Below are 20,828 nucleotides of genomic sequence, written 5' to 3'. Positions count from 1 at the left end.
GTGCCAATTGCGCAGCAATTTCAACCGGCCAAACCGTGACCGGTCAGTTCTCGTCAGCGTAGTCGCGTTTTTCTCGTCGGGCGGTTCCCGAACCTTCAACGGATGTGTTTAGAATGCCCCTCGTCACGGTTCCCCGAACGCTGCCGGAGTGGGTGTGCAACCGGGTGAATCTGACCACTAAAACAAGAACGAAGACATGTCCCGGAACACTGGACGAGCATCGGCCCTGCCGACTCGATCCAATGGCCAGGCCGTCATAGCGTGAAGTTGCCGGGATGGCGGTTTCACCGTGGGATGCCATGAATTTCATTCTCTACTCGGACGTCAACGACCGCTCCATCAGCCAGAGTCTCGGGCGTCCCGAATACAGCTATTACTTCGTGCTCAAGGCCTATCGCCCGGTGCTTGAAAGCCTCGGGCAGGTGCATGTGGTGTCCACCACCGCCGAGGTCGATCCGCTCTATCGACGGCTGCTTGCTGCCGGCGAGTCCAGCGTGTTTCTGTCTTTTACTCCGCCGCAAAATACCCCGAGCGATCTTGAATGCCCGACGATCTGCGTGATCGCATGGGAGTTCGATTCGATCCCGGACGAGTCGTGGGACGATGATCCGCGCCACGACTGGACGCAAATGCTCGCACGACAGGGACGGGTCATCACGCTGTCGAGCCACACCGCCCGCGCGATTCGCCGCGCCATGGGCGAGGACTTTCCGGTACTCGTGCTGCCGACGCCCTTGTGGGAAAACTTCGCCGCCATTCGTGAGCAGCACGTCAGTGCGCCGATCAATCCAGGCGCGACCCTGGCGATCAAGGGCTGCATTTTCGACAGCCCCACGCTGGGACTGTCTGCCGACGATTTGCTGCCCAAACCGCTGACCGCCGAACAACTGGCTGAAATCGAGGCACTGCGCCCGCCACCGCTGACGGTCAAACGACGCCTGGTCATTGCCCGTCACTATCTGCGTCTGTGGAGGCTGGGCGCGGGTGAAGAACGGGTGAAATTCCTGCACCACTGGTACTGGGAGGGTGTGCAGGATCTGCTGTCGGACAGCGCACACGCCTGGCTTGAAAAACGTTTCCCGGCCATCGCCGCTCCGCATGCGGTGGCGGTGGTCGAGCCACCCCCGCTGGATTTGCCGGACACCTCCTCGGTGGTCGAGACCGCGGTGGAAGGCGTGATCTACGTCACCGTGTTCAACCCCAAAGACGGCCGCAAGAACTGGCACCACCTGATCACCGCGTTCTGCTGGGCCTTTCGCGAAACGCCTGACGCGACGCTGGTGCTGAAGATTACCCAGAATGATCTGGCGTCCTACTACAGCGAACTGATGACCCTGCTCGCGCAACTGACACCGTTCGCCTGCCGGGTGCTGGTGATGCACGGTTACCTGGACGACGCGCAATACGCGCGGCTTTACCAGGCCGCCAGTTTTTACGTCAACGCCTCACGCTGCGAAGGCCTGTGCCTGCCGCTGATGGAGTTCATGTCCAGCGGCAAACCGGTGATCGCCCCGGACCATACGGCCATGGAAGACTACATCGACGATACGGTGGCCTTCGTCGTCCGGTCCAGCGAAGAGCTGACGATCTGGCCTCAGGACACCCGGATAATTTATCGCACGCTGCGCTATCGGCCGGACTGGGCTTCGCTCAAAAGCGCCTATGAGAACAGCTACCGGATGGCCAGGGCGCAGCCGCAGGAGTACGCGCGCATGTCTGCCGCCGCTGTCGAACGCATGCGCGACTATTGCGCGTTCGCCCCGGTGCAACGGCGCATGGCGGACTTTTTCGGCCTCGAGCCACTGGCCGCCGATGCCGCCCCTGTGACGGACAACGCCTCATGCTGATCATCATTCATTCGGAAACCAACCAGCACACCATCGCGCAAAACCTCGGCCGTTCGGAGTACAGCTACTACTTCGTACTCAAGGAGTACCGGCCGGTGCTCGAACGCCTTGGGCGTGTGGTGGAAGTCGTTGATCCGGCGCGCGAAGTCGATGCGTTGTATCTGGAATGCCTGGCCCGTGGCGAGCCCTGCGTGTTTCTGTCGTTCTCGCCGCCGCACCGCACGCCGATCCACCTCGCGTGCCCGACACTGCCGGTATTCGCCTGGGAATTCAGCACCATCCCCAACGAACCCTTCGACAACGAGCCGCGCAACGACTGGCGCACGGTGCTCCGGGCCTGCGGTGCGGCGATCACCCATTCCGGTTACACGGTCAATGCCGTGCGCGAGGCCATGGGCGCCGATTACCCGATTGTCGCGGTCCCGGCGCCTGTATGGGATCGCTTCGCAGCCCGAGGCGCGCAGCTTCAGGGTCAGTCTCCGACCGGACCGGTGCGACTGACGATCAAGGGACTGATCGCCGACAGTCGCCAGCTCGACCTCGACGCCTTCGGCCCGGAACATTTGCGCCGTGGTGAGGGCATCGATTTCCAGGCACCGGTGTGCGAGCAAGAGTTGTTGCTGGACGGGGTCGTCTACACGTCGGTGTTCAATCCCGGTGACGGCCGCAAGAACTGGGAAGACATGCTGAGCGCATTCTGCGTGACGTTTCGCGACATCGAAGACGCGACGCTGGTACTCAAGCTCACGCACCACGATGCCGAAGAAGCGCTCAGCGACATTCTTCATCACCTGTATAAGAACCAGTCCTATCGCTGTCGCATCGTGCTGATTTATGGCTACCTCGCGGACGCGGACTACGAGCGTCTGGTACAGGCCACGCGTTACGTGGTGAATACTTCTTACGGTGAGGGCCAGTGCCTGCCGTTGATGGAATTCATGTCCTGCGGCAAGCCGGCCGTGGCGCCGCGGACCACGGCGATGATCGATTACCTGAGTGCCGAGAACGCATTCCTGGTCGAGTCCTCCGATGAACTTACCGCCTGGCCTCACGATCCGCGCAGGGCTTTCCGTACCCTGCGCTACATGACCAACTGGGCGTCGGTCTGCGTGGCCTACCGCGACAGCTACGAAGTGGCGAAACACGATCCGCAGCGTTACGCACACATGGCGGCCCGGGCCGTCAGCAGTCTGCAGGGTTTCTGCAGTCAGGCAGTGGCAGAGCAGCGGTTGCAGGTTTTTCTCGCGCAACTGTTCGAGCATCAGGCATCCGCGGGCACCGAGGTGCCCCAGGCATGAGTGACAAACGAATCCTGGACATCGAAGTGCTGCGGGCGATCGCGGTGCTCGGTGTGCTGTTTCATCATTTGCAGGGCAGCCTGTTCACCGACCCGGTACCCCTGCTGGAAAAAATCCACGCCTGGGCGCAGCCGTGGTGGGGCGTCGATCTGTTTTTCGCGATCTCCGGATTCGTCATAGCCCGCAGCCTGATCCCGGCGTTGCGAGGTTGCACGACCCGTCAGGAATACTGGGAGCAGACGCGCAACTTCTGGTTGCGCCGGGTCTTTCGTCTGCTGCCGTCGGCGTGGCTGTGGCTGGCGCTGATGTTGCTGGCGTGCCTGTTTCTCAATCGCTCCGGAGCGTTCGGTACGCTGCACGCCAACCTGCAGGCGACGCTGGCGGGCGTGTTGCAGTACGCTAACTTCCGTTTTGCCGACAGTTTCTTTCATTACGAGTACGGCAGCAGTTTCGTGTATTGGAGCCTGGCGCTGGAGGAGCAGTTCTATCTGCTGTTCCCGCTGCTGATTCTGGTGTGCCGCAAGCATCTGGTCTGGGCGCTGCTGGCACTGGTTGCGGTGCAATTGTTCACCCTGCGCACGCCGATACTGATGGTCATCCGTACCGATGCGCTGGCCCTGGGTGTGTTGCTGGCGATGTGGAGCATGCAGCCGGGCTATCGCCGGTGGGAGCCGACTTTCCTGCACCGCCCGTGGGCCGGAGTGGGTGCGCTGATCGTGCTGGCGCTGCTGCTGAGCTACATGGCCACCGACCGTTTCACCTTTGTTTCTTACCGCATCGGCTCGATTGCCGTGCTCGGTGCGCTGCTGGTGTGGATCGCTTCGTACAACCGCGATTACCTGCTGCCTGCCGGCAGGCTGCAACAGTTGATGGCATGGGTCGGCAGCCGTTCCTACGGGATCTACCTCATCCACATTCCGGCTTACCAACTGGTGCGTGAGCTGATCTTCCGCTTGCAGGAGGCGGGAATGTCCAGCCCTGCCGGTCACCCGATCATCACGCTGTTGCTGGCGTTCGGTCTGATCGTGCTGCTCAGCGAGCTCAATTACCGTCTCATCGAAATGCCGATGCGCAATCGAGGCGCTGCCCTGGTGCGGCGCCTCGGTACATCGCGAATCGCCGTCCCATCCTCTGGAGCCACCTCATGCTGAGCCTTTTGAAGAAACTCACGGCGTCGACGCCTGCACCGATGCCCGAGCAGCCAGCTGCCGGGAAGGTCGATTCGTACATGCTCGGCCTGCACGACGCGATGCTCAGCGGCTGGTTCAACCAGGAAACCGGTGAGCTGTTCAAAGGCTTCCCGGTGACCGCCGATGACACCTTGCTGGACGTTGGCTGCGGCGACGGTGGCAACGTGCATTTCTGCGGCATGCGCGGGGCGAAGATCATCATTGCCGACATCGACGGCGCCAAGGTCGAGGCGACCCGCCAGCGCCTGAGCGATACCCCGGCGCGTGGGGTCGAATGCCATGTCACCGACTGCAATCCGCTGCCGATCGCCGATGGCACCGCCACTCGTGTGGTGTCCACCGAAGTCATCGAGCACGTCGACGACCCGGCGCAGTTCCTTGCCGAGCTGGTGCGCGTCGGTCAGTCGGGCGCGCTGTACCTGTTGAGCGTGCCGCATCCGAGCTCCGAAGACCTGCAGAAAGATATCGCCGCGCCGGAGTATTTCCAGAAGCCCAACCACATTCGCATCATCAGTGAAGAGCAGTTCAAGGCGATGGTCAGCGAGGCGGGACTCGAGATCATCAGCCATAGCCAGTACGGCTTTTACTGGTCGATGTGGATGTTGCTGTTCTGGGAGGCCAAGGTCGATTTCAGCAACCCGGATCACCCGTTGCTAAACCATTGGGCCGAGACCTGGCAAGCGGTGCTCGACTCACCGCGCGGCGCGCAGATCAAGCAGGCGCTGGATGCGGTGGTGGCCAAGAGTCAGGTAATCATTGCCCGCAAGCCCTGAACGCTTTTGTGTAACCTTGCAGCTTGATGTCTCAGGGATCTGCAAGGTATGCGCTTTATCATCGGGTGGTTGGCCCTGGTGGCTGTGTTGTTGCTGTGTGCTTGTGAACGACAGGACGCGGTGCCGCTCGATCAGCAGCTTTACGTCTGGCAACGGCAATGGACGCCAGCCCATGAACGTGCCTTGAACGACAGTCGCAACGACTTTTCGACGTTGCGGGTATTGGCGTTGCAGGCTTTCCCGAATGACGGCTGGAGTCTCGCACGCGTCGATTTCGCGCTGCTGAAACACGATGCGCGGCCGTTGATTGCGGTGATTCGCCTCGACGGCCAGCTCAAGGCGCTCGATACGCAAGCGGTCACGGCGCAAATCCTTCAAGTGCTCGCTGACTGGCAAGGCCAGGGGCTGAACCTGAGCGGCGTCGAGATCGATCATGACGCCGGCAATGCCCGACTGCCTGCTTACACTGAATTTCTCACTCAGTTGCGCGGCGCATTGCCGGCCAATCTGCCCCTGAGCATCACCGCGTTGCCCGCCTGGCTCGACAGCCCGCAATTGCCGGCGCTGCTGGCGACCGTCGACAGCAGCGTGTTGCAGGTGCATGCCGTCAGCGATCCGCGTCGCGGTCTGTTCGATCCCGAGCTGGCCCAGCGCTGGGCCAAGGCCTGGGGGCGGGTGACCGACAAACCGTTTTATCTGGCACTGCCGGCCTATGGCGTGGCGTTGTTGGCGGCTGCCGACGGCGCCCCGGTGGTGGAAAGCGAAGTGCCGCTCGAGCGCGGTGGCCAGCGACGCGAATTGCTCGCCGATCCGCAACAACTGGGCCGGCTGGCCAATGAGTTACGCGAGGATCGCCCGGCGCATCTGGCCGGTCTGATCTGGTTTCGGCTGCCGTTGGCCAACGACCGCAGAGCCTGGAGCCTGAGCACGTTGCGTGCGGTCGCCCGAGGCGATGCATTGAGCAGCCAGCTCGGACTGACGTTCACCGAACAGAACGGCCTGCAAGACATCGCCCTGCGTAACGTCGGTAACCTCGACAGCGCCTGGCCCGCCCGCATCACCATCAAGGCCCGGGGCTGCGAAGGTGCCGATGCGCTCGCCGGTTATGCGTTGCAACAGACGGCGGATCTGCTTACCTTCACCCGCCTGCGCGACGGCCGATTGCCGGCGAACGGGCAGCGTGCGATCGGTTGGGCACGCTGCGCAAATATTGATCAAGGAGGTTCGCATGTTGACCCGTAACTGGCCGCGCCATCTGCTTTGCCTGAGCCTCAGCCTGCCGCTGGGCTCGGCGCTGGCCTGCGGCCCGGATTTCCCGATGCGTCTGCTCGACGATCGCGGGCAATCGCTGGCGGAGCTGCCGGAGGGCAACTTCAGGTTCGAGATCAGTCGCCTCGGCAAAACCATCGCCGGGCTGAAGAACGTCACCGCCGCCACCCACAATCCGGATGACATCTACGCCGAGGCTCCAGAACCCGCCGAGGTGCGCGACAAGGCCGAGCAGATCGGCCTGACGCCTGATCAGCAAGCGCTGGTCAAACAACTGCGCGGCCTGACCGATGCGCATCAGGTCGACGTGCAGGGCGCGAGCCTGCCGGCGGAACTGCGTCTGTATGTGGCGGGCGCGGTGGCGTTCGGCGCCGGTGACCATCAACTGGCGGTCGAGTATTTCCGTCAGTTGCTGGCGCTGCCGGCCGATCAGCGGGCGTTACGCAGCACCTGGGCTGCCTATTCTCTGGGCCGGGCGTACTTTGCCATGAGCAGCGAATCGGGCGATGCGCTTGAAGCCTGGGAAAACGCTATCGACGCGTTCCGCCAGACGCGGCAACTGAGCATCGACGGCTTCAGCGATCCGCTGGAACTGGGCGTGGCCAGCCTTGGCGAAGAGGCGCGGGCGTTGCGCATGGCGGGTGACTGGAACAACGCCATCAAGCTGTATGCCGCGCAAAACCTGCACGGCTCGAACGTCGGGTATACCTCGCTAAAGCAGTTGATGAACGAACTGGCCGAGGAGCCCGAAGATCGGTTGGCGAAATTGCTGCGCCGCGAAGCGGTGCAGCAACTGGTGACCGCCTCGCTGATCAGCCGGATCGGCTGGTCGTTCGGTGATGAGCCGCCGAACGAGAAGAAGCTGGTCAAGGCCCTGCAAGCGAGCACCCGCGGCAGCCTCGATAACGCTGATCGTCTGGCGGCGATGAATTATCAACAGGGCGATTACGCCAGCGCCAAGGCGTTCCTCGAACACGCTGGCGACAGCGGCCTGGCGTGGTGGCTGCGGGCGAAACTGGCGGTGCGCGATGGCGACAGGAACGCGGCGGCTGCGGCTTATGCGAAAGCCGCGCAAGCGTTCCCGCAGGACGAATCCTGGGGCGAGCGGCGCACTGCCGACTGGAATCTCGAAAGCGTGCAGCCCAAATGCCGGGTCGAGGGTGAAAGCGCCATTCTGGCGCTGCAACGTGGCGAGTACCTGCAGGCCTTCGATCAGTTGTATCGCAGCCAGACCATTTACTGGTTCGACGCCGCGACCGTGGCCGAGCGCGTGCTGACGGTCGAGGAGTTGAAAAACTATGTCGATACCAACGTCCCGGCGCCGCCTGCGTTGAGCCAGCAGGATCGCGACAATTACGTGCCGCTGCCGGTGGCCGCCAGTCTGCGCAATCTGCTGGGGCGGCGTTTGTTGCGTGAGGGGCACTACGAAGAAGCGGTTGGCTATTTCGACAGCGCGGATCTGCAGAACAAGGCGCGGCTCTATGGTGAGCAACGCCTCAAAGCCGATTCGGCATGGTGGCCGACCAAACGTGCCAGCGCACTGTTCAATGCTGCGTGGACAGCCCGTGAGTGGGGCATGGACATCCTGGGCTACGAAATGGCCCCGGATTACGCGACCTTCGGCGGCAACTACAGCCTGGAAACCACCGAACTGAAAGTTGGGCCTTTGGTGAGCGAGGCTGAAGTGCAGCGCCAGAAGGCCAGTGAAGCGCAGCCGGATGAGCGCTATCACTATCGGTTTGTTGCCACAGCGCTGGCCAGCCGTGCGGCGGATAACTTGCCGCACACCAGCCAGGCGTTCGCCGCTGTGTTGTGCTCGGCGGCCGGTTTCAATAGCAGCCTGCAAGAGCAAAGCGCGCTGTATCAGCGCTATGTGAAAGAAGGTCCGTACATGGGCTGGGGCGGCTATTTCGGCCAGCAATGCCCTTATCCGGATTTCGCCAACGCAGACAAACGCTACGTCACCCAGGTTGTCGATGCTGTACGCGGAGTGTTGCGACCCTACAAGCGTGCAGTACAGATCGGCACCATTGTCGGGTTGACCTTCATTGCGCTGGTGATCATTACCCGCCGTCAGCGCAAGTCTCGCAAAGCCTAAGCCTGCTGGACGAAGGTCAGGCGCACCGCAAAGCCGATCAACAGGCTGCCAAACAGCCACTGTTGCACTCGCTGGGCCGTCGGGCTGTGTTTCAGCCAGCGGCCCAGCGCGGCGCCGGTCAGGGCGTAGGCGCAGTCGAACAACAGACCGGCGCCCACCAGCATCGCGCCGAGCACGGCGAATTGCGTCAGCACCGGTGCGCCATCCGTCACGATGAACTGCGGCAGCAACACCGAACAGAACAGCAGGGCTTTCGGGTTGAGCAGGTTGGTCAGCAGGCCGCGACGGATGGCGGCGTAGCACTGCGCATGACTGTCCGTGATGGTGCCGGCGTTCAGATCCGGCAGCAGCGTGGTGCGCAGGCACTGAATGCCGATCCACAGCAAGTACGCCGCCCCGGCGATCCGTACGGCATCGAACGTCCACGGCGCCGCCTTGAACAGCGCCGCCAGCCCCAACGCCGCGAGCGCTACATGACAGCCTCGGGCGATGGCCAGACCCACCGCCGTGGCCAGCGCTGCACCGCGCCCCTGGCGAGCGCCGGTCTGCAGCAGCAGGATCATGTCCGGGCCGGGCAACAGAAAGACCACTGCCAGCGCCAGGAAAAACAGCCAGAGACTCGCCATGTCGCACCCCTTTCGTTGTCGATTCGGTCGCCTCAGTCTAGGGCCGAAGGGCGGGGCAGGTGGTTGCGTAGTCAGCTTCTAAAGGCCTCTGAATTGGCATAATCTGCGCTCATTCACCGCTCAAACCATCAGGATCTGCCAACCATGAAACTGGATGCCTTCGACCGCAAGATTCTCGCCGCGCTGCAACGGGACGGGCGCCTGAGCAATGTGCAGTTGGCCGACGAAATCGGTCTGTCGGCATCACCGTGTCTGCGTCGGGTGCGGATGCTCGAAGAGGCCGGGGTGATTCGCGGTTATCAGGCCAATCTGGATCGGGATGAAGTGGGGTTGGGGCTGACGGTGTTTGTCGGGGTCAAGGTCGAGCGGCATAACGACGAACAAGCCGAGGCGTTCCACCGGGCGGTGACGGCGTTGCCGGAGGTGATTTCAGCGTTTCTGGTGTCCGGGGAATCGGACTTTCTGCTGCAAGTGGTGGTGCCGGATCTGCGCGCCTATGACCGCTTTCTCACCGGTTGCCTGTTGAAGCTGCCGGGGGGAAGCGACATCCGCAGCAATTTTGCGATCCACACGGTGAAGACGCCCGGCGCGTTACCGCTGGGCATCTGCCGTCCTGATACTTCCCGCATTGCGCGGGAAGTATTCGCACAGTGCTTACATCTGCGTTGCCATCCCCTCGACATTCATCGCCGCCTGACGCAACGCTTCAGAGCGGGTTGGATGCGGGTGACAGGTCAGGGCAATGTCTTCGGCCGAGGCACTGAACTCCATGGCGACGCAGAACTCCCCGATCATTTCACTGACGCTCGGGCCGACCAGGTGCACACCGAGGACTTCGTCGGTGCGCTCATCGGCGATGACTTTGGCAAAACCTTCGGTCTCGTGATTGATCTTCGCCCGGCTGTTGGCGGTGAACGGGAATTTGCCGACCTTGTACGCCCGACCTTCGGCTTTCAGCTGCTCTTCGGTCTTGCCGACGCTGGCCAGCTCTGGCCGGGTGTAGATCACGTTGGGAATCAGGTCGTAATTGACCTCGCCGGCCTTGCCGACGATCTGTTCGATGCAGGCCATGGCTTCGTCTTCGGCCTTGTGCGCGAGCATCGGCCCGGACGTGACGTCGCCGATCACCCACACGCCGGGCGCCTCGGTGCGATGCTGTTTGTTGGCGAGCATGCCGCGTTTGTCGGTGCTCAGGCCGACGTTTTCCAGGCCCAGGCCTTGGGTGTACGGACGACGTCCGATGGCCACCAGTACGTAATCGGCTTCAAGGATTTCTGCGCTGCCGCCAGCGGCGGGTTCGACGCTGAGCTGTACGCCAGTGGCCGAAGAAGTGGCACTGGTCACTTTCGAGCTCAGCTTGAAGCTGATGCCCTGTTTGCTCAGCGAACGTTGCAGAGTCTTACCGGCTTCGCCGTCGACGCCGGGGCAGATGCGATCGAGGTATTCCACCACGGTCACCTGCGCGCCGAGCCGGCGCCAGACCGAGCCGAGTTCGAGACCGATCACGCCCGCACCGATCACAACAAGATGCTTGGGTACTTCGCTCAAGGACAGCGCACCGGTCGAGTCGAGGATGCGCTTGTTGTCGATCTCCACACCGGGCAGGGGAGTGGGCTCGGAGCCGGTGGCGATGACGATGTCTTTTGCGGTGAGCTCGATCCTGCTGCCCTGATCGCCGGTCACGCTGACTTTTCCGGGACCGTCGATGTGGCCCCAGCCCTTGATCCAGTCGACCTTGTTTTTGCGAAACAGGAACTCGATGCCTTTGGTCAGGCCGCTCACGCTTTCGTCTTTCTGCTTCATCATTTGCGCAAGGTTGAGCGTGGGTTTGACTTCGATGCCGAGGTTGGCGAACTCCGCTCCCAGGGCCGCTTCGTAGAGCTCTGACGCATGCAAAAGCGCCTTGGACGGCATGCAGCCGACGTTCAGGCAGGTGCCACCCAGCGTGGCGCGGCCCTCGACGCACGCGGCCTTGAGGCCCAGCTGGCCGGCGCGGATGGCTGCGTTATAACCGCCGGGGCCACCGCCCAGAATCACCACGTCATAGTTGCTCATGCTCTTGCTCCTGGCTGAAGGATGCGGATCAGTAAAAGTAGTTCGTGCTAAAAATTACGAACGTAATATGAATGTTTCCCGACATTTCGGTCAAGGCTTCAGGCAAGCGACAGGTTGCGCATCTTTGAATGATGCAAATGAGTACAAATATTTCACGACTTTCGTTATATCGTAACGATATGTGCAGTGAGCCAAGGGTTTTGGGGGGATATGCAAGTCGATCTGGATGAAGGCACGCCAGTGACCGGGTTGCCGCGCTTTCAGCAAGCGGCGACGCAGGGCCGGCGCTTGCGTCGCCTGGCGATCGGTCTGGCTGCGTTGGCCGGTGCAGGGTGGGTGCTGGCATTTTTTGTCGGGCTGTTTGCGCCGCAATCGCTATGGCCCGCGTTGCTGGTCAATCAGAGCGCGGCATTGCTGGTGCTGGTGGCCGGGCTGCAATCGGCGAGGTGGGTGACACAATGGCGGGCGCGGGTGATCAATCCCGTCGTGCCGGTGAGGGCTGCTGAAGAACCTGCGTCGGATGGCTGGTACGAGCGACTGCTGGATCGCATGAGTCAGCGCAGTCTGCACCTGCTAGGGCAGATCGGCGCGGCCACATTGTGGCTGGGCGGGTGGTCGTTGCTGGTGCTGTTAAGCATCGAGCAAATGTGGAGCCTGACGCTGCCGGCGGCGGGAGTGGGGTTGTCCGCCACGGTCGGCGCGGCCATCGCGTTGCTGCTGGCGTTCGCTCTGCTGGTGCTGGAGCGGCAACTGGAGCAGGAAAACCCGGCGCAATGGCCCGAGGCCGAAGCGCTGGCACAACTGACGCGGGTGGCAATCATCAGTCTTGTGCTGGGCGCGTTGTGCCTGTTGTTCGCCAGTGACAGTGCAATCTGGCCGGTGCGTCTGGCAGTGCTGATTGGCATTCTGCCGGGTTTGGTCGCTGTGGAATTGCTGCTGCGTGCCTTGCTGTCGCTGTTCAGCCCGCGCCGCGAACAACTCGAACCGGTGCTGCTGGCGCGCAGTTTCGTTGCCGATTTGCTGCGCTGGCCGCCACAACCTTTGCTCGCGTTACAGCATGAATTGCACAACCGCTTCGGCATCGATCTGCGTCAGATCTGGGCCTTCAGTTACATGCGCCGCGCCTTCTTGCCGGTGTTGGTGTTGGTGGCAGCGGTGGGCTGGTTGCTCACCGGCCTTCACGAAATACCGATGCAAAGCCGTGGCATCTACGAGCGCTTCGGCAAACCGGTGCAGGTGTTCGGTCCGGGTTTGCACGCTGGTTTGCCCTGGCCGTTGGGTCGTGTGCTGAACGTTGAAAACGGCGTGGTGCATGAACTGGCAACCAGTGTCGGCGAGAACCCGGCACTCGTGCAGTTGGATCCGGCAGAAGGCCCGGCGCCATTTACTGCCAACCGTTTGTGGGACGCCAGCCACGTCAATGACAAGTCCCAGGTTATCGCCAGCAGCCGGGGCGATCAGCAGAGCTTTCAGATCGTCAACATGGACGTGCGCTTCGTCTATCGCATCGGCCTGAGCGATCAAGCCGCACTGGCCGCCAGCTACAACAGCGCGGATGTGCCGACGCTGATCCGCAGCACCGCCAGCCGGATTCTGGTGCATGACTTTGCCTCGCGTACCCTCGACGGATTGCTTGGCGAGGACAGGACCGGGCTCGCCGAAGAAATCGGCCGTGCCGTGCAAAGCGATCTGCAGAAACTCGACAGCGGTGTGGAAATTCTTGCCACGGTGGTCGAAGCGATTCACCCGCCGGCCGGGGCGGCCAATGCCTATCACAGCGTGCAAGCGGCGCAGATCGGCTCTCAGGCGTTGATCTCCCGCGAGCGCGGCGCTGCCGCCGAAGCGAGTAACCAGGCGCAGTTGCAGGCCAGCCTCGCTCGGGATCAGGCCAGTGCCAACGCCCATGAAATCAACGCCACCGCCCGAGCGGCGGATCTGAAATTCAGCGCCGAACAAAAGGCCTACGCCAGTGCCGGCCAGGCCTTCGTGCTGGAGCAATACCTCAGCCAACTCAGCCAGGGTTTGAGCAAAGCCAAACTGTTGGTACTCGACCATCGTCTGGGCGGCAGCAGTAACGCACCGACCATCGACCTGCGTACGTTCACGCTGCCGGCAGATCCGGCGCGCACCACCGCTCAGCCAGGAGCCACCCATTGAGCCAGTCGCACACTCACGATCACCATGACCACAGCGGCCACGATCATGCTCATGCCGGCGGTCATCACCATCACGGGCATCATCACCATCACCACGGTGCGCCGGAGGAGGTGGGTCCTTTTCCGTGGAGACGCATGGGCTGGGCAGCGTTACTGGTGGCGTTCGCCATCGCGGCGGCGAGCCTGGTGCAAGTGCGCTCCGGTGAAGCCACGGTCATCACCCGGTTCGGCAATCCATCCCGCGTGTTGCTGGATCCGGGTCTGAGCTGGCGCTGGCCGGCGCCGTTCGAAGCGGCGATTCCGGTGGATCTGCGTTTGCGCACGACCTCCAGCGGCTTGCAGGATGTCGGCACCCGCGACGGTTTGCGCATCATCGTTCAGGCTTACGTGGCCTGGCAGGTGCAGGGCGATCCTGACAACGTGCAGCGCTTCATGCGCGCTGTGCAGAACCAGCCGGACGAAGCGGCCCGGCAGATTCGCACGTTTGTCGGCTCGGCACTGGAAACAACCGCCAGCAGTTTCGATCTGGCCAATCTGGTGAACACCGATGCCAGCCAGGTTCGCATCGCCGATTTTGAAGCGCAGTTGCGTCAGCAAATCGATCAGCAGCTGCTCGCCACTTACGGCGTGCGCGTGGTGCAAGTGGGCATCGAACGGCTGACCTTGCCATCGGTGACCCTCACCGCAACGGTTGACCGGATGCGTGCCGAACGTGAAACCATCGCCACCGAACGCACCGCCATTGGCAAACGTGAAGCAGCGCAAATCCGCTCCGCCGCCGAACGCGATGCGCGCATCGTGCAAGCCGATGCCACGGTGAAGGCCGCCGATATCGAAGCCCAATCGCGAGTGGAAGCGGCGCAGATTTACGGACGCGCTTATGCCGGTTCGCCGCAGCTGTACAACTTGCTGCGCTCGCTGGACACCCTCGGCACCATTGTTTCGCCGGATACCAAACTGATCCTGCGCACCGACGCCGCGCCGTTCCGGGTGTTGGTCGACGGTCCGCCGAATCTCGACAGCAAAAGCGGATCGCAGCCATGAATGAAGTTCCACGTGGAACACATTCGCTGAACAGTCCATGGATTCAAGCGGGACGTCTGGCGTTTTTCGCGCTGTATGCGGTAACCGTGCTCGCGGCATTGGCCTGGGCGTTTTCCAATGTCCGGCAGATCGACCCGCAAAATCGCGCGGTGGTTTTGCATTTCGGAGCGCTGGATCGCATTCAGAATGCCGGGTTGTTATTGGCCTGGCCGCAGCCGTTCGAGCAGGTGGTTTTGTTGCCGGCGGCAGATCGTGTCATCGAACGCAGGGTAGAAAATCTGCTGCGCAGTGATCAGGCCTTGCAGGCGGATCGCGTTGCAACCTTTGCTACGCCGTTGAGTGATGCGCTGGCCGGTTCCGGTTATCTGCTCACCGGTGATGCCGGTGTTGTGCAGCTGGATGTGCGGGTGTTCTACAAAGTCACCGATCCCTATGACTTCGTACTGCAAGGCGAACATGTGCTGCCGGCGCTGGATCGAGTGGTAACGCGCAGCGCAGTGGCGCTGACGGCGGCGCGGGATCTGGACACGATTCTGGTGGCGCGGCCAGAGTTGATCGGCGCTGATAATCAGGCGGCCGAACGTCGCGAACGGTTGCGCGGTGATCTGGTGCAAGGCATCAACCGACGTCTCGCCGAGTTGAAGGCGAGCGGGCAGGGCATCGGCATCGAAGTGGCGAGGGTCGATGTGCAATCGAGTCTGCCGGAGCCGGCGGTCAGTGCTTTCAACGCCGTTCTCACCGCCAGCCAGCAAGCCGACAAAGCGGTCGCCAATGCCCGCACCGAGGCCGAAAAGCTCACCCAGTCCGCCAACGAGCAGGCCGACCGCACGCTGCAAGTCGCCCATGCCCAAGCCGGTGAGCGCCTGGCCAAAGCCTCCGCCGACACGGCGACGGTGCTGAGCCTGGCTAAGGCGCAACAGCAGGGCACTGACCCGCAAATGCTGTTGCGTCTGTACCGCGAGCGCATGCCGAAGATTCTCGGTCAGGCCGGTTCGGTCACCACGGTCGATCCAAAAGACGATTCACGCCTGATCATTCAGGGAGCCAGCAAATGACTGCCACCACCACCGCACCGAGCCTGTTGTCCTCGGCCGAACAACGCCGCGCCGCGCGCCAGTTGACTTTGGCGATGCTCGCCCTCGGCTTGCTCGGTCTGGGGCTGATCTGGCGCTGGGTGATGCCGGAACAGTCGGGCGTCAGTCAGTTGTTGCTCGGATTCGCTTCTTTATTAGTCGCGGTGCCGGTGATGCGTTCGGCGTGGTTCAGCCTGCGTTATCCGAGCCTGCACGGCATCACCGATCAGTTGATCGCCCTGGCGATGATCGGGGCCTGGGCCACGGGCGATCTGCTCACGGCAGCGCTGTTGCCGATCATCATGATCTTCGGCCACATGCTGGAAGAGCGCAGTGTGATCGGCTCCCAGGAAGCGATTCATGCCCTCGGCCAACTGACGCGCAGCCATGCACGCAAGGTGCAGGCGGACGGCTCGATCATCGAGGTCGACAACGGCACGCTCAAAGCCGGAGACAAAGTGGAAGTGCGCGCCGGGGATCGGGTGCCGGCGGACGGTCGGGTGTTGTCCGGCCAGGCCAGCCTCGATACGGCGTCGATCACCGGTGAGTCGGTGCCGGTGGAAGCGGGCGTCGGCATGGCGGTGTTCGGCGGCGCGATCAACCTCGACGGGTTGCTGCGAATCGAAGTGACCCGTACCGGGGATGAGTCCACCCTCGGCAAAGTCATCGCGCTGATGCAGAACGCCGAACGCTCCAAACCACCGATCACTCGTTTGCTCGAACGTTATGCCGGCAGTTACATGGTGCTGGTGTTGTTGCTCGCGGCGGTGACCTGGTTCATCACCAATGATGCACAGGCGATGCTCGCGGTGCTGGTGGCGGCATGCCCATGCGCTCTGGTGTTGTCGGCGCCGGCCACGGCGATTGCCGGGGTGGCGGTGGCGGCTCGGCACGGGATTCTGATCCGCAGTTCGGCGTTCCTTGAGGAACTGGCCGATCTCACCTCGCTGGTGGTCGACAAGACCGGCACCCTGACTTACGGCACGCTGCGCTTGCAGTCGATCAACAGCCCGCGAGCGGATCACGGGTCGGTGATGGCGCTGGCTGCAAGTCTGGGTGCGGCGAGCAGCCATCCGGTCAGCCGCGCGCTGGCCGGATTGATCAGCGCGGAACAGGTGCTGGTGCTGACCGATATTCATGAGCGGCAGGGATTGGGCGTAGTCGCCGGAACTGCGCAAGGCGAAGCAGCGCTCGGGCGCCCGGAGCTGTTTGCGCAGTTGGGCATCCCGACCACGGCGATCCCCGAACACGACGGCCCGATTGCCGGGCTGGCGCTGAACGGCGAATTCCTCGCCTGGCTGTTGCTGGCCGACACCGTCAAACCGGAAGCGCGATTTGCGCTGAGTGAACTGCGTGACCTCGGATTGGGACGACAACTGCTGTTGACCGGTGACCGGCAAAGCGTCGCGCAGACACTGGCCAAGGATGTCGGCCTGCACGAAGTCGAAGCCCAGGCGTTGCCCGAAGACAAACTCAATCGAGTGCTCAAGGAAATCGACAACGGCTTTCGGCCGATGGTGGTCGGCGACGGGATCAACGACTCGCTGGCGCTCAAGGCGGGCGTGGTCGGAGTGGCGATGGGAGCGGGCGGCGCGGACATCGCGCTGGCCTCCGCCGACATCGTGCTGATTGGCAGCGACCTGCGTCGGCTCGGCACTTGTGTGCGCCTCAGCCGTCAGTGCCGACGGACCTTGCAAGTGAACGTGGTCATCGGCCTGGGCTGGACGCTGGCCATTGTGGTGTTCGCGGCCTTCGGCTGGCTCGGTGCAGCGGGTGCGATGATCGCTGCGTTGCTGCACAACCTGAGCACGTTGCTGGTTCTGGGCAATGCCGGTCGCTTGCTGCGTTTTCAGGAACCACTGCTGAAGCTGAAAGCGTTGGATTGATCATTTTTCGAACTGTGCGCCGCTCTCGCAGTCATTTGAAAAGGCGCACTGAAACAGGGATGACAGCGCGGTGACAGCCGATGTGGCTGATAGTCGGCGACTATCAAATCGATAGCCTGCTAATTTTCAAGGATGGTCTACCCTCAGATCAGACGTCTGAAACCAGGGGGATATTCCATGCTCGCGCAACTTCCACCGGCCTTACAGAATCTGCAGCTTCCGCTTCGCCTGCGACTCTGGGACGGCCATGAATTCAATCTGGGCCCGACGCCCAGCGTCACCATTGTGGTCAAGGACCCATTGATGGTGTCCCAGTTGACTCATCCAAGTCTCGACGCGCTGGGGGCGGCGTTCGTCGAGGGCAAGCTCGAACTGGAGGGCTCGATCAGCGAAGTCATCCGGGTGTGCGATGAGCTGAGCTCCGCGCTACTCGATGAAGACGATGACAGTCAGCCGGTGCGCACGCTCCACGACAAGGAAACCGACGCCAAAGCCATCTCCTATCACTATGACCTATCGAACGCGTTCTACCAGCTGTGGCTGGACAGCGACATGGCGTATTCCTGCGCGTATTTCGAAACCGGCAGTGAATCCCTGGAGCAAGCCCAGCAAGCCAAGTTCCGGCACCTGTGCCGCAAGCTGCGTTTGCAGCCCGGCGATTATCTGCTGGACGTCGGTTGCGGCTGGGGCGGATTGGCGCGTTATGCCGCCCGCGAATTTGGCGCCAAGGTCTTCGGTATCACCCTGAGCAAAGAACAACTGGCCCTGGCCCGCGAGCGAGTCAAAGCCGAAGGTCTGGAGGATCAGATCGAACTGCAACTGCTCGACTACCGCGATCTGCCCCAGGACGGGCGTTTCGACAAAGTGGTCAGCGTCGGCATGTTCGAGCACGTCGGTCATGCCAACCTCGCCGAATACTGCAAAACCCTGTTCGGCGCGGTGAAAGAGGGCGGTCTGGTGATGAACCACGGCATCACCGCCAAGCACACCGATGGCCGCCCTGTAGGGCGCGGCGCTGGGGATTTCATCGAGAAATATGTGTTCCCCAACGGCGAACTGCCGCACCTGGCGATGATCTCGGCCGAGATCAGCGAAGCGGGTCTGGAGATCGTCGACGTCGAGAGTCTGCGCCTGCACTACGCGCGCACCCTGGACCACTGGAGCGAACGGCTGGAGGACAACCTTGAAGCCGCCGCGAAACTGGTGCCGGACCAGGCGCTGCGTATCTGGCGTCTGTACCTGGCAGGCTGCGCTTATGCATTCGCTCGCGGCTGGATCAACCTGCACCAGATCCTCGCCGTGAAGGCCCATGCCGACGGCAGCCATGAACTGCCGTGGACGAGGGACGACATCTACCACCCTTGAATCTAGAGAATCGGTGAAATCAGCCGGGCGATCCGCATGCCGACCTGTTGCAGGCGGTGGATCTCCCGGCTTTCTTCTTTGGCGACTTCATAGGCCTGGGTGAAGTCATCGTTGAGCATCTGTTCCACACTGGCGGCGAACTCGCTGTCGACGGTCAGCAGCATCACTTCGAAATTCAGCCGGAACGAACGGTTGTCCAGATTGGCGCTGCCGATCGCGCTGATTTCGCTGTCGATCAACACCACCTTCTGATGCAGGAAGCCCGGTTCGTAGCGGAATACCCGCACGCCGGCACGCACCGCTTCGAACGCATAAAGGCTGGAGGCGGCGTAGACGATGCGGTGGTCGGGACGCGAAGGCAGCAGCAGGCGCACATCGACCCCGCGCAGCACCGCGAGGCGTAATGCTGCGAACACGGCTTCGTCGGGAATGAAGTAGGGGCTGGTGATCCACACGCGCTCGGTGGCCGCGTGGATGGCTTCGACGAAGAACAGCGAGCAGGTCTCGTAGGCATCCGCCGGGCCGCTGGCGAGCAATTGGCAAAGCACGCCGTCCTCCGGGTATGCGTCCGGCAGGATCAGCGGCGGCAATGACCGTGCGGCCCAGAACCAGTCTTCGGCAAATGACTCCTGCATGCACGCCACCACCGGGCCGCGCACCTGGACGTGAGTGTCGCGCCACGGCGCCAGCGGTGGTTTTTCACCCATGTACTCGTCGCCGACGTTATGCCCGCCGACAAACCCGATCAGCCCGTCGACCACCACGATCTTGCGGTGGTTGCGGAAATTCACCTGGAACCGATTGAGCCAGCCGCTGCGGGTGGCGAATGCTTTTACCTCGACACCGCCGTCGCGCAGCGCCTGCACATAACTGTGGGGCAGGGCGTGGCTGCCGATGCGGTCGTAGAGCAAATGAATCACCACGCCTTCGGCCGCTTTCTTCAGCAGCAGGTCACGCAGGCGTTGACCGAGACGATCGTCGTGAATGATGAAAAACTGGATCAGCACCGCTTCCCGTGCCTGGTCGATTGCGTGGAAAATCGCCTCGAAGGTGGCCGCGCCGTTGATCAGCAATCGCACTTCATTGTTCGCCAGGCACGGCATGCGTCCCAGCTTTGGCATCGCGCGCAACGAGTCATAGGCATTCGAGGCGCGGGCGGTCAGGGCTTCTTCCACCCACGGGCGCCAGTTGAGTTCGGAAATCGCCTGGCGCATCTGTTCGTTGGCCTGGCGGCGGGCCTTGATGTAGCCATCGAAGGTGCTGCGGCCGAACACCAGATACGGGATGAGGGTGAGATAGGGAATGAAGATCAACGACAGCGCCCAGGCGATCGAGCCTTGGGCGGTGCGTACGGTCAATACGGCATGGATCGCGGCGATCGAGCCGAGGGTGTGTATCAGGGCGATCAGATAACCGAAAATGTGCGGTCCGAAATAATCCATGGGGCAACCTTGCTCCTGAAGATTCAATGCTTAACAGACCATGTTCCATGGCGATTGTCGCTATTTGTTTTCAAGCCGCCAGCGCCCGCCATGAACCGAAACAGGCGGCCGGCGTCTAACGGCCACTACTGATCAGGAGTTTTTCAATGAACGTTCGTCTGCTGGGTTTGGCGCTGGGCCTGGGTTTGGCCTTGCCGGTGGTTGCTCAGGCGCAAATGCTGCAGCCGGGGTTATGGGAAATGACGTCGAGCAATGTGAAGGTCGACGATCAGGTGATGGATGTGCAATCGATCCTCGGCCAGATTCAGGGCCAGATCACCCCGCAACAGCGGGCGGAACTGGAGAAGCAGGGGATCAACATCGGTGGCAAGGGCATCCGCGCCTGCCTGACGCCGCAGCAGGTGGCGACCAACGATATTCCGCTGGCGGACCCGCAGTCGGGCTGCAAACAGCAGATCACCGAGCGTGTCGGCAACCAGTGGAAATTCCGCTTCAGTTGCCCGAAAGCCCAGGGCACTGGCGTCGCGACGTTCCTCAGTGACCGTGAGTTCACCACCGTCGCCAATGGCACCTTCAATGCCATCGGGATCAACCAGAAGGGCAGTCTGGAAACCCGGGCAGTCTGGCTGGGTCAGGATTGCGGCACGGTCAAACCGCGAGCGTAACGTCACCATCGAAACCGCCTCCACATCGAGTGGAGGCGGTT

The 20,828-nt window shown here is 62.3% G+C and carries 15 protein-coding genes and 1 pseudogene; 13 read left to right on the top strand and 3 right to left on the bottom strand.

Going from position 1 to position 20,828, the window contains the following annotated elements; genetic code table 11:
- Positions 1-299: 299 nt before the first annotated feature.
- The 6 genes from ABFB52_RS00835 to ABFB52_RS00810 are packed head-to-tail and all read left to right on the top strand — an operon-like array spanning position 300 to position 8,475.
- Complete coding sequence (locus ABFB52_RS00835; RefSeq protein WP_240871361.1) at positions 300-1,847, top strand: glycosyltransferase family 4 protein; 1,548 nt, start codon at positions 300-302, stop codon at positions 1,845-1,847.
- Complete coding sequence (locus ABFB52_RS00830; protein ID WP_085747989.1) at positions 1,841-3,145, top strand: glycosyltransferase; 1,305 nt, start codon at positions 1,841-1,843, stop codon at positions 3,143-3,145. Before ABFB52_RS00835 ends, ABFB52_RS00830 begins: the two co-directional genes overlap by 7 nt.
- Positions 3,142-4,296 (top strand): acyltransferase, encoded by a 1,155-nt coding sequence (locus tag ABFB52_RS00825; RefSeq protein WP_129972460.1) that lies wholly within the window; start codon positions 3,142-3,144, stop codon positions 4,294-4,296. The genes ABFB52_RS00830 and ABFB52_RS00825 overlap by 4 nt, the downstream gene beginning before the upstream one ends.
- A complete protein-coding gene (locus ABFB52_RS00820) occupies positions 4,290-5,108 on the top strand; it encodes a class I SAM-dependent methyltransferase (RefSeq protein ID WP_085747987.1) in 819 nt (272 codons plus the stop codon). Before ABFB52_RS00825 ends, ABFB52_RS00820 begins: the two co-directional genes overlap by 7 nt.
- 48 nt (positions 5,109-5,156) lie before the next feature.
- A complete protein-coding gene (locus tag ABFB52_RS00815; RefSeq protein ID WP_129972459.1) occupies positions 5,157-6,350 on the top strand; it encodes a DUF3142 domain-containing protein in 1,194 nt (397 codons plus the stop codon).
- The gene (locus ABFB52_RS00810; RefSeq protein ID WP_129972458.1) at positions 6,337-8,475 is read left to right on the top strand and encodes a hypothetical protein; all 2,139 of its coding nucleotides are present in this window, start codon (positions 6,337-6,339) and stop codon (positions 8,473-8,475) included. Before ABFB52_RS00815 ends, ABFB52_RS00810 begins: the two co-directional genes overlap by 14 nt.
- Here the strand turns inward: ABFB52_RS00810 and ABFB52_RS00805 are convergent.
- Entirely contained in the window at positions 8,472-9,101 is a 630-nt protein-coding gene (locus ABFB52_RS00805; protein ID WP_129972457.1) for a LysE family translocator, read from the bottom strand. The two genes, ABFB52_RS00810 and ABFB52_RS00805, sit on opposite strands and share 4 nt — an antisense overlap.
- A 144-nt stretch (positions 9,102-9,245) precedes the next feature.
- Between ABFB52_RS00805 and ABFB52_RS00800 the strand changes: the two are divergent.
- Positions 9,246-9,704, top strand: a pseudogene (locus tag ABFB52_RS00800) (Lrp/AsnC family transcriptional regulator); the annotation flags it as partial.
- Positions 9,705-9,755: 51 nt separating this feature from the next.
- On the opposite strand, the gene lpdA reads toward ABFB52_RS00800, so the two are convergent.
- A complete protein-coding gene (gene lpdA / locus ABFB52_RS00795; RefSeq protein ID WP_085747982.1) occupies positions 9,756-11,156 on the bottom strand; it encodes a dihydrolipoyl dehydrogenase in 1,401 nt (466 codons plus the stop codon).
- A 210-nt stretch (positions 11,157-11,366) separates the two neighbouring features.
- On the opposite strand from lpdA, the gene ABFB52_RS00790 reads away from it, so the two are divergent.
- The 5 genes from ABFB52_RS00790 to cfaB all read left to right on the top strand — a co-directional run bounded on the left by ABFB52_RS00790 (position 11,367) and on the right by cfaB (position 18,680).
- Entirely contained in the window at positions 11,367-13,313 is a 1,947-nt protein-coding gene (locus ABFB52_RS00790; RefSeq protein WP_129972456.1) for a protease modulator HflK, read from the top strand.
- Positions 13,310-14,356 carry a protease modulator HflC gene (locus tag ABFB52_RS00785; protein WP_085747980.1) on the top strand — a complete coding sequence of 349 codons (1,047 nt, stop codon included), beginning with the start codon at positions 13,310-13,312 and terminating at the stop codon, positions 14,354-14,356. Before ABFB52_RS00790 ends, ABFB52_RS00785 begins: the two co-directional genes overlap by 4 nt.
- Positions 14,353-15,411, top strand: coding sequence for a protease modulator HflK (locus tag ABFB52_RS00780; protein ID WP_085606271.1), 1,059 nt, complete (start codon positions 14,353-14,355; stop codon positions 15,409-15,411). Before ABFB52_RS00785 ends, ABFB52_RS00780 begins: the two co-directional genes overlap by 4 nt.
- Complete coding sequence (locus tag ABFB52_RS00775; protein ID WP_129972455.1) at positions 15,408-17,315, top strand: heavy metal translocating P-type ATPase; 1,908 nt, start codon at positions 15,408-15,410, stop codon at positions 17,313-17,315. The genes ABFB52_RS00780 and ABFB52_RS00775 overlap by 4 nt, the downstream gene beginning before the upstream one ends.
- 177 nt (positions 17,316-17,492) lie before the next feature.
- The gene (gene cfaB / locus ABFB52_RS00770; RefSeq protein WP_085747978.1) at positions 17,493-18,680 is read left to right on the top strand and encodes a C17 cyclopropane fatty acid synthase CfaB; all 1,188 of its coding nucleotides are present in this window, start codon (positions 17,493-17,495) and stop codon (positions 18,678-18,680) included.
- A gap of 2 nt (positions 18,681-18,682) precedes the next feature.
- On the opposite strand, the gene cls is transcribed toward cfaB, so the two are convergent.
- Positions 18,683-20,122, bottom strand: a complete 1,440-nt coding sequence (cls, locus tag ABFB52_RS00765) for a cardiolipin synthase (protein WP_085747977.1) — start codon at positions 20,120-20,122, stop codon at positions 18,683-18,685.
- Between the two features lie 146 nt (positions 20,123-20,268).
- Here cls and ABFB52_RS00760 point away from each other — a divergent pair, with 146 nt between their 5' ends.
- Complete coding sequence (locus ABFB52_RS00760; protein WP_007954220.1) at positions 20,269-20,787, top strand: DUF3617 domain-containing protein; 519 nt, start codon at positions 20,269-20,271, stop codon at positions 20,785-20,787.
- Positions 20,788-20,828: the final 41 nt, after the last annotated feature.

The organism is Pseudomonas sp. 9.2(2024), assembly GCF_039695385.1.
Lineage (GTDB): Bacteria > Pseudomonadota > Gammaproteobacteria > Pseudomonadales > Pseudomonadaceae > Aquipseudomonas > Aquipseudomonas paraglycinae.
This window is presented reverse-complemented; position numbering and strand designations above follow the sequence as displayed.